The 12318-nt window shown below is 74.4% G+C and carries 11 protein-coding genes; 8 read left to right on the top strand and 3 right to left on the bottom strand.

Features of this window, described 5'->3' with window-relative positions:
• Positions 1–40: 40 nt before the first annotated feature.
• Positions 41–652 (bottom strand): TetR/AcrR family transcriptional regulator, encoded by a 612-nt coding sequence (locus BMW85_RS32940; RefSeq protein WP_091089354.1) that lies wholly within the window; start codon positions 650–652, stop codon positions 41–43.
• 100 nt (positions 653–752) lie between these two features.
• Positions 753–1073, bottom strand: coding sequence for a DMT family transporter (locus BMW85_RS32935; protein ID WP_091089352.1), 321 nt, complete (start codon positions 1071–1073; stop codon positions 753–755).
• A gap of 104 nt (positions 1074–1177) precedes the next feature.
• On the opposite strand from BMW85_RS32935, the gene BMW85_RS32930 reads away from it, so the two are divergent.
• The 4 genes from BMW85_RS32930 to BMW85_RS32915 all read left to right on the top strand — a co-directional run bounded on the left by BMW85_RS32930 (position 1178) and on the right by BMW85_RS32915 (position 2932).
• Complete coding sequence (locus BMW85_RS32930; RefSeq protein ID WP_091089349.1) at positions 1178–1633, top strand: MarR family winged helix-turn-helix transcriptional regulator; 456 nt, start codon at positions 1178–1180, stop codon at positions 1631–1633.
• A gap of 58 nt (positions 1634–1691) precedes the next feature.
• A complete protein-coding gene (locus tag BMW85_RS32925) occupies positions 1692–2132 on the top strand; it encodes a YybH family protein (RefSeq protein WP_091089347.1) in 441 nt (146 codons plus the stop codon).
• Positions 2133–2211: 79 nt separating this feature from the next.
• Positions 2212–2619, top strand: coding sequence for a DUF488 domain-containing protein (locus tag BMW85_RS32920; RefSeq protein WP_091089344.1), 408 nt, complete (start codon positions 2212–2214; stop codon positions 2617–2619).
• On the top strand, positions 2600–2932 hold the full coding sequence (locus tag BMW85_RS32915) for a cupin domain-containing protein (RefSeq protein ID WP_091089342.1): 333 nt from the start codon (positions 2600–2602) through the stop codon (positions 2930–2932). The genes BMW85_RS32920 and BMW85_RS32915 overlap by 20 nt, the downstream gene beginning before the upstream one ends.
• 19 nt (positions 2933–2951) lie before the next feature.
• On the opposite strand, the gene BMW85_RS32910 is transcribed toward BMW85_RS32915, so the two are convergent.
• Positions 2952–6107 (bottom strand): serine/threonine-protein kinase, encoded by a 3156-nt coding sequence (locus BMW85_RS32910; RefSeq protein WP_245775211.1) that lies wholly within the window; start codon positions 6105–6107, stop codon positions 2952–2954.
• 195 nt (positions 6108–6302) lie between these two features.
• Here BMW85_RS32910 and BMW85_RS48745 point away from each other — a divergent pair, with 195 nt between their 5' ends.
• Genes BMW85_RS48745 through BMW85_RS32895 form a run of 4 tightly spaced genes read left to right on the top strand, consistent with a single transcriptional unit; the run spans position 6303 to position 12298 of the window.
• Positions 6303–6830, top strand: coding sequence for a PadR family transcriptional regulator (locus BMW85_RS48745; protein ID WP_143082481.1), 528 nt, complete (start codon positions 6303–6305; stop codon positions 6828–6830).
• On the top strand, positions 6827–7549 hold the full coding sequence (locus BMW85_RS32905) for an ABC transporter ATP-binding protein (protein WP_091089337.1): 723 nt from the start codon (positions 6827–6829) through the stop codon (positions 7547–7549). The genes BMW85_RS48745 and BMW85_RS32905 overlap by 4 nt, the downstream gene beginning before the upstream one ends.
• The gene (locus BMW85_RS32900) at positions 7546–9918 is read left to right on the top strand and encodes an FtsX-like permease family protein (protein ID WP_091089335.1); all 2373 of its coding nucleotides are present in this window, start codon (positions 7546–7548) and stop codon (positions 9916–9918) included. Before BMW85_RS32905 ends, BMW85_RS32900 begins: the two co-directional genes overlap by 4 nt.
• A gap of 55 nt (positions 9919–9973) precedes the next feature.
• Entirely contained in the window at positions 9974–12298 is a 2325-nt protein-coding gene (locus tag BMW85_RS32895) for a penicillin acylase family protein (RefSeq protein WP_245775199.1), read from the top strand.
• Positions 12299–12318 lie beyond the last annotated feature (20 nt).

Raw genomic sequence — 12318 nt, 5'->3', positions numbered from 1 at the left:
CTCCTTAGGTTGCGGTCGCACGGGCGGGGGAGAGCGGTGCTCAGCCGCCGCCGGCGCTGAGGCGGTAGTGGGCGTTCACCAGCGGCCAGATGGCCGCGGCCATCGTCGCGGGGGGCCGGGCGCATCCGTGTTCCAGCCAGTCCACCGCGACCCCGATGAGCGCGCCGGCGGTGAAGGAGGCCGTCACGTCGTGCGGGACACGTTCCGGCCAGTCGGTGGCGTCCGCGTGGGTCAGGCGGTCGTGGATGACCGCGGCGATGCGCCCGCGGATGTGACCGGCCACGCGGGCGCTGCCCTGCGGGCCGAGCAGCGCGCGGTACAGGCCCGCGTGCGCGGTCAGGCGGTCGAAGAACGCCGTCAGCGACTCGATCGCCTCCCTGGCCAGGTCCGCCGAGTCGAGCGCCGGGCCGGGCAGGGAGTCGATCAGGTCGTCGATCATCGCGGTGCAGGCATCCTCGGCCAGCTCGTGCACGTCGCGGTAGTGGTCGTAGAAGGCCGAGCGGCTCACTCCCGCGCTCCCGGCCACGTCCGAGACGCTGATCCGGGTCAGGTCCCGCTCCTCGGCCAGCTCGATCAGCGCACGGGCCAGGGCCGATCGCGTACGGCGCACGCGCGGGTCGCCGGGCGCGGCGGTGGTGTCTCTGGTGGCCACGGCACGCCGTCCTCACGAAAAAACTACAGGTGCAAGTTTTCCTACACCTGTAGCTTAACCTGTCCCGCGCCCGGACCCCGCGCCTGGGGCCTGGGGCCGGTCAGATCCCCGCCGCGACCTTCAGGAGCACGACGCCGCCGATGATGGCGGCGAACGAGCCCAGCTTGGCGAGCGTGATCTTCTCCTTGTAGAGGAGGGCGCCGAGGACGACGGTGCCGATGGAGCCGATGCCGGTCCAGACGGTGTAGCCGACGCCGACGTCCAGCGTCCTGAGCGCCAGGCTCAGGAAGAAGATCCCGCCGGCCGCGGCGGCGGCCGTGAGCAGGGACGGCCAGAGCCGGGTGAATCCTTCGGTGGCGTTGGTGCCGAGGGCGAAGACGACCTCGAAGGCAGCCGCGATGAGCAGGTGGATCCAGGCCATAGGACGAGCTTCTATTTGTATGTACGTGCAAGTGATCTGCCGGGAAGGATGTTGCATGTACATGTATGCTCGTGTCAAGCCGGTCTCCCGAAGCGAGAGGTCCCATGGCCACCACCTCAGCGCCCGTTTCCGACGCCGCCGCCGCCTGGCAGCGCGTTCTCCTGCTGCACGCCCGCGTGGAGAGCAGGCTCGCCGCCGCGTTGCAGCGCAGGCACGGCATCGGCCTGTCGGAGTTCCGCGCGCTCGGCCACCTCGCCGCCTCGCCCGCCGGCGAGCTGCGCATGCAGGAGCTGGCCGACAAGGTCGGGCTCAACCAGAGCTCGGTGACCCGCCTGGTGGCGCGGCTCAACGCGGCGGACTTCGCCTACCGGGATCTGTGCCCGGACGACAGGCGCGGCGTCTACACGGTCATCACCGAGACCGGCCGGGCCCGGCACGCCGAGGCCGGCCGCACCTACGAGGAGACGCTGGCGGCCGCCCTGGAGGAGGCGGGGCAGGCCGACCCGCGGCTGGCCGCCGCCCTGACGGCGCTCGGCGCCTCCCCGGGGACGCCGGCCTGACCTTCCGCGGCGCCGTTTCGTCGTACGAGGAAAAGGCAGCCGATGGAATGGAGAGACGATGACCATGCGGGACGAGAGCGGCGAAACGGCAATCCGGCGGCGGATCGAGACGCTGGTGGAGGGGATCGAGGCCAAGGACCTGGGGGCCCTGGAACGGGCCTACGCGCCCGGCGTCGTCTCCTTCGACGTCGAACCGCCGCTCGCGCACGTGGGCGTGGCGGCGAAGCTGCGCAACTGGGCGAAGGTGTTCGCGGTCTTCGAGAAGGTGACGTACGAGCTGCGCGACCTGACCCTCACCGTCGGCGACGGCGTCGCGTTCGGGCACGGCTTCGGCAGGCTCAGCGGCACGCTGCCGGGCGGGGCGGCGACGGGCGGCATGTGGGTGCGGGCCACCTTCTGCTTCAGCAGGATCGACGGCGAGTGGCTGATCGTGCACGACCAGGTCTCGGTGCCGTTCGACCTCGCGACCGGCAGGGGGGTGACGGACCTGCAGCCCTGAGGGCCGCCGCGGTCCCCGGCCGGTTCGGCGTCCGACCCCAAGGGCAGTCATACAGATGCAGCCAGTGGGAGGCACTGCCATGAGCAAGGACGTCATGTACCGCAGGATCTACGAGGAGTCCTCGCCCGAGGACGGCAGGCGGGTGCTGGTGGACCGCGTCTGGCCGCGGGGCATGCGCAAGGAGGACGCGCACCTGGACGAGTGGCTGCGCGAGGTGGCCCCCTCGAGCGAACTGCGCAAGTGGTACAGCCACGACCCCGGCCGGTTCCCCGAGTTCCGCCGCCGCTATCTTGACGAACTGCGGGACGACGGACACCGGCCGGCCGCGGATCATCTGCGTGAGCTGGCCTCCCAGGACCGGCTCACGCTGCTGACCGCCACCAAGGACGTGGACCACAGCCAGGCCGCCGTCCTCGCCGAGTGGTTGTCAGGCAAGCGGTCCGACACAGGAAGGGCAGACACGTCTCATGCAGAAGATGTCCCTTGACGCCAAGGCGCGCGAGCACCTCGAACGCGCGGCGGCCTCCTCCACCGGCCGCAGCGCCGAGACCGTCTACGGCGGCCACGAGCACCTCCTGCGGCAGACCCTCATCACGCTGCGCGCCGGCACCAGTCTGGCCGAGCACGAGAACCCCGGCGAGGCGACGTTGCTCGTGCTGAGCGGACGGGTGCGGCTGACCAGCGGAGACGACTCGTGGGAGGGCACGACGGGGCATCTCCTCGTCGTCCCGCCCGCCCGGCACGGCCTCGAGGCCGTCGAGGACTCCGCCGCCCTCCTGACGGTCGTCAAGACACCCTGACCCTGGGCGGGCGCCGGCGTCAGCCGGTCGGCCCGCAGCCGTCGCGGTAGGGGAGCGCCGGGACGTGGATCTTCCACTCGGCGGCGGTCAGCGGGCCGCCCGACCGCCGGCACAGCGCCTTGACGACGGCGGCCGGTGCGATGGCGTGGGTGTGGACGGCGCCGTTCGGCCCGAGGGTCAGGACGGCGGCGCCGTCGGCGGTGAAGGCGATCGACTGGAGCTGCCCGGTGCCGGGGTCCTGTCCTCCGGCGGTGTCGCGCAGGATGCCGAGGCTCGTGCCCGTGGCCGGGTCGACGAGCCGTACCCTGCCTTCGCCGACGCCGAGGGCGACGAGGTCGTCGCGCGGGGAGTAGGCGGCGACGGACGGCTCGCCGGACTTCTCGTGGAAGACCGGGCCGAGGCGTTCGCCGGTGGTGCTCCACAGCGTCAGGCGGCCCCGGGAGTCCAGGACCACGACGCCCTTGCCGCTGTGCAGGAAGAAGATCCGGGCTCCGAGGGTGTCGCGTCCGGTGGCGGCGAACGGCGCGGCCGCCGGCCGGCCGGTGGCGGCGTCGAGCAGGCGCTGGCCGGCGCCGGCCACCGCCAGCAGCGCGCCGTCGGGAGAGAAGGCCACGTCGTTGGTCTCCGGCAGCGTGGTGGTCCAGAGCCTGCGCCGGGCCTTCCAGTCCCACACCTGGACGGCGTGCTCGACCGCGGCGCGTCCGTCGTCGGGGCTGCGCAGGACGAGCGCCAGGCGGGCCCGGTCCGGGCTGAAGGCCGCGGTGAGGATGTCCATGCCGCGCGGGTGGGGAGTGACGGTGCCGAGGACGGCCCGCGTGGCGGCGTCCACGATCCGCGCCCGGTCGTCGCCGGCGGCGGCCAGCAGCCTGCCGTCCTGGCTGAAGAAGACGTCGTCGGATGCGGGCAGCGGTTCTCCCGCCGCCCCGGCGGTGGCGGGGCGCAGCCGGGTCACCTCGCCGGTCTGGGACGCCAGCAGGCGGCCGTCCGGGCTCAGCCGGCCGAAGTTGATCGTCGTGCGCGCCGGGGTGAGGGCGAGGTCGCTGACGTCGATGGAGAAGACCCGGTCCTCCACCAGGTAGCGGAAGGTACGGCCGTCGAAGCCGCCCTGGGGTTCCTCTCCGCCGGGGTTGCCGAGCAGCGGCACGGTGGTGAGAAGCTGGGCGTCGGCCATGCGCCAGAACTGGATCTGCTCGCCGTTGACCGAGGCGGCCAACGTGCCGTCACCGCTGACCGTCACCCGGCCCCCGTTCCAGGTGCCCTGGCCGCCGGCGCCGTCCTTGAGTCCGAGGTCGACGGAGGCGTTCCCGGCACGGGTCAGGCGGACTGCTTGGTCTCCCCGCTGCGCCCGCCATTCGCCGTCCGCGCTGGCCACGTCGGCGGCGGGCAGCCGGGTGCGCCCGCCGGTCCGCAGGTCCCACCGCAGGACGGCGCCGGGGCGGCGGATCGTCACCGTCCGGTCGTCGGCGTGCGCGAGCTCCGCCCAGCTGTTGACCAGGTCGAGCGGGCGGGCGAAGGTCCACGTCCTGATCGCCTTGCCGGTGGCGAGGTCATAGGCGCGTACGCGGCGGTCGGTCAGGACGGCGAGCGTGCGGCGCGAGGACGCCGGCGCCACGGCGACGACCTGGTCCCCCGCCAGCCCCAGCCGGGTGACGCCGCCGGCCTGCCTGCCGGTGCGTACGTCCCACACCTGGGCGGCGTCGCCGGTCACGCCGGCCAGGCTGCTCCCGTCGGCGCCGAGCGCGCGTACCGTGTCGGCGGTGCGGGCCGGGTCGGTGAACGCCGCCGACTCGCGCCCGGCCAGGGCGGTCATCAGCGCCTCCCTGGTCAGCGGGGTGTGGTCCAGGCTCCACGCCGCGACGCTGAGCCGCGTGGCGAGCCGGGGGTCGGTGATGCGTTCCCGTTGGGCGAGCCCGGCCAGCCGGACCGCCTCCGACCGGCTGAGCGAGGCCGCGATCTCCTCCGCGCGCCGGTCGGCGACGACGCCCTGCTGCACGGCCAGCCCGCCGGCGGCCAGCGAGATCACCAGCAGTCCGCCGAGGCTGAGCGAGACCAGCCGGGCCCGCTTGGCGCTGCGCGCGGCCAGGTCGGCGCTCGCCTGCAGGAAGTCCCGCTCCAGCGGGGACAGGGTGATGTCGCGCCGGCGGTTGGCGGCCCAGCGCAGGGCGTCGTCGAGGCTGCTGCCGCGGAACAGGTCGCCGTCGCGCCGGCCGGCGGCCTGCCAGCGGCGGGCCGCGGTGAGGATGTCGCGGTGCGCGGCCAGCCCGTCGCGGTTGGCGTCGATCCAGTGCCGGTACCTGGGCCAGGCGTGCGGCAGCGCCGGCCGGGCCAGCCAGACCTCCGCGCCCTTCCTGACCAGCAGGTACGCGAACACCGTCAGGATCCGCTCGACGGCCTCGACCTCGTGCGGTGCCCGGCCGCCGAGCAGTTCGGGCTCGGCGGCCCGCCGCACGGTCAGCTCGTCCTGCTCGTCCACGGTGACCAGCCGCAGGAACACCTCGGCGACCAGCCCGCGCTCCACCGGCGCGAGCATCCCGTACGCCTGCTCGGCCAGCGTGCCGAGCGCCGGGTCGTCGGCCCGCACCGCGATGTGGGTGGCGGCGCGCCCGCCCTCGGCCAGCAGCCGCGCCATGTCCAGCCGCCCGCCGCCGCTGACCAGGGCGAGCAGGAGCTCGCGTGAGGTGGGCCGGTCGAGCGGATCCTTGGCCAGCGCGGCGGCCACCAGCGGCTGCAGCTGCCGGGGCAGCACGCCGAGGTCGGGGCTGGCCGACAGCACCCGGTGCATGACGCCGCCCAGGCTCTCGGCCTGGAAGGGGTCGACGCCGGTGGCGGCGAACAGCACGATGCCGCCCCAGGCGAACACGTCCGCGGGCGCGCCGGCGCGTTGCCCGGTGAACACCTCGGGCGCCATGTACGTGGGCGTGCCCGTGATCAGGCCGGTCTCGGTGAGCGACATCTCCGCCGTCCGCGAGATGCCGAAGTCGATCACGCGCGGGCCGTCGGGGCCGAGCAGCACGTTGTCCGGTTTGAGGTCGCGGTGGATGACGCCCGCGTCGTGCACGGCGGTCAGGGCGGTGGCGATGGCGGTGGCCAGGCGGTGCAGGTCGCCTTCGGCGAAGCGGCGGCCGTCGGCGACGACCTGGCGGAGGCTGGGCCCTTCGACGTACTCGCTGACGATCGCCGCCCCGCCAGCCAGTACGGCCCGAGCCGCTGCGGGTCCCCGTCGAGCAGTGCGGTCGCCATCGTTCTCCCCGGTCGATCTGTGATGTCGCGTGATTCGATGCCGGCAGGCCCGACATGGTTCGCATCCGCGACGATCACCCCACTCCGGCGTATGCGCCGCGTGTATACCCCTGGTGTATAGTCGGCGGCCATGACAGTCCCCTTGGCCCTCCTCGGCCTCCTGGACCGCGAGCCCAGCTACGGCTACGACCTCAAACGCGCCTACGACACCTACTTCGGCCGAGGCAAGCCGCTCCCCTTCGGGCAGGTCTACTCGACGCTCGCCCGCCTGGCCCGCGACGGCAAGGTCACCGCCGGCCGGAGCGAGCCGGGCGAGGGCCCCGACCGCAAGCGCTACTCCCTCACCCCGCTCGGCAAGCAGGAGGTGGAGTCGTGGCTGACCGAACCGGTCGCGGCCGAGCCGTTCCTGCAGACGGTGCTGTTCACCAAGGTCGTGCTGGCGCTGATGCTGGGCCACGACGCCCAGCGCTACCTCGACCTGCAGCGCGCCACGCACATGCGGCGCATGCGCGAGCTGTCGGAGGTCAAACGCGGCGGCGTCCTGGTGGACGCCCTGCTGGCCGACCACGCCCTGTTCCACCTGGAGGCCGACCTGCGCTGGATCGACGTGACCACGGCCCGGCTGGGCGCACTGGCGGAGACGGTGCGCCGCGCATGACCATCGACGCGCTACCCGCGCCGGGCCCGCTGCTGCGGGCCGACTCGATCAGCCGTTCCTACGGCCGCACTCCGGCGCTGCGCGAGGCGAGCCTGTCGGTGACGGCGGGCGAGATCCTGGCGATCATGGGCCCCTCCGGCTCCGGCAAGTCCACCCTGCTGCACTGCCTGGCCGGCATCTTCACGCCCGACACCGGCCAGGTCTGGTTCGACGGCCACCGGCTGGACACCCTCGGCGACGCCGGCCGGTCACGGCTGCGCCGCACCGCGTTCGGCTTCGTCTTCCAGTTCGGCCAGCTCGTGCCGGAGCTCACCGCGGCCGACAACGTCGCCCTGCCGCTGCTGCTCGGCAGAACCGGGCGCAGGCACGCCTACCAGCGGGCACGCGGCTGGCTGGAGCGGCTGGAGCTGGACGGCCTGGGCGAGCGGCGCACCGGCGAGCTGTCGGGAGGGCAGGCGCAGCGAGTCGCGATCGCCCGCGCGCTGGTGACCCGCCCCAAAGTGATCTTCGCGGACGAGCCCACCGGCGCGCTCGACTCGCTCGCCGGCGAGAAGGTCATGGACCTGCTCGTCGGCCTGGCCCGCCAGGAGGGCGTCACCGTGATCGTGGTGACCCACGACTCCCGCGTCGCCGCCTGCGCCGACCGGGAGGTCATCGTACGCGACGGCAAGGTCACCGACCCCTACGCCGACGAGTACGCAGGCGAGGCCGTGCGATGACGTTCTGGCTGGGCCTGCGGCTGTCGCTGCGCGGCGGCAGGGAGGCGGCCGTCCGGCTGGCGCTCGTCGCCGCCGCCGTCGCGATGGGGGTCACGGTGCTGCTGTCCACGGTGGCGCTGTTCAACGCCTTCCGCGTCACCGCCGAGCGCCCCTGCTGGGAGTGCACGACGGGCTCCGCACCGGCGGGCTGGGCACTGGGCGCCACCCAGGGCGCGGCGCTGTGGAACCACCGCCAGGACTCCTACGCCGGCCGCCCGATCGAACGGCTCGACGTCGCCGTCCTCGACCCGGCCGCGCCCGCCCCTGCCGTGCCCGGGGTGCCGGCGCTGCCCGCGGCCGGACGCTTCTACGTCTCGCCCGCGCTCGCCGAGCTGATGGCCGCCGTGCCGCGCGAGCAGCTCGCCGACCGTTTCCCCGGCGCCCGCGCCGGCCTCGTCGGGCGGGCGGCGCTGTCCGGCCCCGACGACCTGGTCGCCGTCGTCGGCCGGACCCCCGGCGAGCTGGCCGGCATGGCCGGCACCGTCGCCGTCGACACCGTCGCCACCTTCCCGGCCGCGCAGGACCCGGCCGCCGACGACCTGACGGCCCTGTACGAGCACGGCTTCGGCATCGCCGCCATCGGCCTGATCGTGCCGCTGCTCGTCCTCGTCGGCACCGCCACGCGCCTGGCCGCCGCCCGCCGCGAGGCCCGCTTCGCCGCCGTCAGGCTGGCCGGCGCCACCGCGCGCCAGATCAACGCAATCGCCTCGGCGGACGCGGCGCTCGGCGCGCTGCTGGGCGCGCTCGCCGGCGTCGCGCTGTTCCAGGCGGTACGGCCCGCGCTGGCCGGCGTCGCCATCACCGGCTCGCGCTTCTTCCCCGACGTGGTCACGCCGACCGCGCCGCAGTACGCGATCGTGATCGCGGGTGTGCCGCTCGCCGCGGCGGCCGCCGCCGTGTGGTCGCTGCGCCGGGTGCGGATCACCCCGCTCGGCGCGGCCCGCAGGACGCGGGCCTCCGCCCCGGGCTGGTGGCGGGTGCTGCCGCTGCTGGCGGGGCTGGGACTGTTCGCGGGCCCGGCGTTCGCGGGCGGCGGCAGAGAGCCGGACCCGCTGCTCGCCGACGCAGGGCTGGCGCTGATCATGGTCGGTCTGATGGTGGCCGGGCCGTGGCTGACGATGCTGGCCGCGCGGCTGGCCGCCCGCCTCACCCGGGGCGCGGCGACCTTGCTGGCCGCCCGGCGGCTGGCGGCCGAACCGAAGGCGGCCTTCCGGTCGGTGAACGGGATCGTGCTGGCGGTCTTCATCGGCACGGCCGTCGCCGGGATCGTCCCTGCCGTCGTCTCGGGCCAGCTGGCGGCGGGCGACGGCACGCTGAACGAGGTGATGCGCGTCCCGTTCGGCTACGCCGACGCCGCTCCCGGCCGGCCGCTGCCGCCGGGCGAGGCCGACGAGCTGCTCGCCGAGGTGGGCGCCCATCCGGGCGTCACCGTGCTGCCGATCTACCGCAGGACCACGACCCAGGACCCGCCCGCCGCGCCGCTGCCGTGCGACCCGGGGCCCGGCTGCCGGCTCGACTTCATGCTCGGGCACGTGGTCTCGTGCGACGACCTGGCCCGTTTCCCGGCGCTGGGCGCGTGCGCGCCGGGCGTGCGGGCGGTCACGGCCGACTTCAACCGGCTGCTGACCAGCGACAACCTGCTGTCGGTCGACCGCAACCTGCCGATCGTGGACCCCACCAGCCCGTCCGCGCCCGCCGGCACCGGCACAGGGAAGGACGTCGGCTCCGGCTCCGGGAATGACGCCGACTCGGGGAAGGCCGGGGCGGCGGCCTCGGACGGGCTCTCCCTGGCGGCGGTCCTCATCCGGGCCGACGACCCGGCCGTCCGCGAGCGCATCCGCACCTCGCTCACCCCGTACGTGGCCCGCTCCGGCAGCGCCGAGACCCCGCTGACGTTCGCCGAGGTCGCCCGGTTCCGCGAGGTGCTGCTGGACCAGGTGGAGCGCGTCGCGCTGGCCATCGTCGCGCTGACCCTGCTGGTGGCGGGGTGCGGCCTGCTGGTGGCGGTCGCCGGGGGCGTGGTGGAGCGCAGGCAGCCGTTCACGCTGCTGCGGCTGAGCGGCACCCCGACGCGGACCCTGTCCCTGGTGGTGGTGCTGGAGACGGCCGTCCCTGTGCTGCTGGCCGCCCTGGTGGCGGCGGCCGCCGGCTTCGGCGTGGCCGGGCCGGTGATCGACCAGCTCGCGATCAAGAGCGCTCCCGCCGCGCTGCCCGGCGCCGGCTACCTCCTGACCGTCGGCGGCGGGCTGCTGGCCGCGCTGCTGATCGTCCTGGCCGGCCTGCCCCTGCTCAGGCGCGTGACCGCGCCCGACAACGCCCGATTCGAATGAGGACCAGCCGATGATCACAACAGCTTCCCGGCGCCTGGCCCCCGTGTTGGCCCCCGTGTTGACCACCGTGCTGGCCGCCTCCTTACTCGTCGCCGCACCGGCGAGCGCTGACGGGGGCCGCTACTCCGCCGACATCAGGCGCACCGAGTACGGCATCCCGCACATCTCCGCCAAGGACCACGGCGGTCTCGGCTACGGCTACGGTTACGCCTTCGCGCAGGACAACGTGTGCGTCATGGCCTCATGGGTGCTGACCCTGCGCGGCGAGCGCTCACGCCACTTCGGCGCGGAGGCGACGTCCGACGACGTCATGGACCCGATCTCCAACCTGGCCAGCGACGCCTACTACACCTACGTCCGCTCGTCGGGCGTGCTGCGCCGCGTGCTCGCCCGCCCCGCCCCGTACGGCCCGAGCGCCGAGCTGCGCGCGCTCGTGGACGGCTACGTCGCCGGCTACAACCGCTACCTGAGCGACACCGGCGTGGCCCGGCTGCCGGACCCGACCTGCCGGGGCAAGGAGTGGGTCGGCCCCATCACCGCCTCCGACGTCTGGATGAACCTGCTCGACCTGGGCCGCCTGGGCGGCAGCTCCTCCTTCAAGGAGGCCATCGCCGCCTCGGGCCAGGCGGCGAGGAAGCCCCCGCAGGAAGACAAGCCGGACCGGCCGGACGGCAAGACGCCCGCCCCCGGCAGCAACGCCTGGGCGCTCGGCCGTGAGGCCACCCGCGACGGCCACGGCATGCTGCTGGCCGACCCGCACTTCCCGTGGAACGGCAGCCGCCGCTTCTACCAGGTCCACCTGACGATCCCGGGCGTGCTCGACGTGTCGGGCGGCAGCCTGTACGGCACTCCCATGGTGCAGATCGGCCACAACGCGAGCCTGGCCTGGACGCACACCGTCTCCCACGCCGACCACTTCACCCTGTACCGGCTCACGCTCGTGCCGGGCGCGCGCACCACGTACCTGGTGGACGGCAGGGCCGAGCCGATGGGCCGGCAGGAGGTCACGGTCGCCGTACGCGAGGCCGGCGGCACGATCGGCCAGGTCACCACGGCCGTCCACACCTCCCGCTACGGCCCGGTGCTCGGCATGGACTGGACGCGGACGAGCGCGTTCGCCCTGGCCGACGCCAACGCCGCCAACCTGCGCTTCGCCGACGAGTGGCTGGCCTTCGCCGCCGCCCGCGACGTGCCCGCGCTGCGCCGCGCGCAGGACGCCCACCAGGGCATGCCGTTCGTCTACACGCTGGCCGCCGACTCCGGCGGTCAGACGTACTTCGCCGACACCTCGATCGTCCCGCACGTCACCGACGAGCAGGCCGCGCGCTGCCGCACCTTCGACGACCCCGGCCTGCTCGTCCTGGACGGCTCCCGGTCGGCCTGCCTGTGGGGGAGGGACGCCGACGCGGTCGAGCCGGGGATCTTCGGCCCCGCCGCCCAGCCCCGGCTGGCCCGCGCCGACTACGTGACCAACGCCAACGCCAGCCCCTGGCTGACCAACCCCGCGGCGCCGCTGACCGGCTACCCCCGCGTCTACGGCGACACCGGGACGCGACGGGACCTGCGTACCCGGGTCGGCCTCGACATGATCGCCCAGCGGCTGTCGGGCGGCGACGGGCTCGGCGCCGCCGGCTTCACGCTGGACACCCTCCAGCGCAGCGCGACCGGCAAACGCAACCTGAGCGCCGAGCTGCTGCGCACGGACCTGCGCGCGCTGTGCCGGGCCAGGCCCGTGATGACGGCGAGCGACGGCACCAAGGTCGACGTACGGCAGGCGTGCGCCACCCTGGCGGCCTGGGACGGGCGGGCCCGTCTCGACAGCCGCGGCGCGATCCTGTGGCGCGAGTTCTTCCTGGGCCTGAACCGCCCCCACCGGCGGGACGACGGCCCGCCCGCCCCTCCGGACGGCTGGTGGAAGGTGCCGTTCGACGCCGCGCAGCCGCTCACCACGCCGCGCGGGCTCGACGTCACCCATCCGGTGGTGGAGAGCGCGCTGGCCGACGCCGTGCGCTCGTTCACCGCCGCCGGTCTGCCGCTGACGCTGACGCCCGGCCAGGCCCAGCGCTACGGCACGGTGCCGGTGCCGGGCTGCACCGAGGGGGAGGGGTGCTTCGACCGGATCCGTACCGGCGGCGAGCTCGGTGACCAGGGCCGCTATCCGGACGTCAACACCGGCTCCAGCTTCCTCATGGCGGTGGAGCTGACGCCGGCCGGGCCGCGTACCCGTACGGTGCTGACCTACTCGCTGTCGGCGAACCCGGCCTCGCCGCACCACGCCGACCAGACCGAGCTGTTCTCGCGCGGCCAGTGGGTGAGCGAGCGGTTCACCGAGGCCGAGATCAGCGCGTACCCGAAGCTCGCGACGACGAGACTGCGGTAGCGGCCCGGCCCGCCCGGACG

This window comes from Nonomuraea wenchangensis (genome assembly GCF_900111685.1).
GTDB lineage: Bacteria > Actinomycetota > Actinomycetes > Streptosporangiales > Streptosporangiaceae > Nonomuraea > Nonomuraea wenchangensis.
This window is presented reverse-complemented; position numbering and strand designations above follow the sequence as displayed.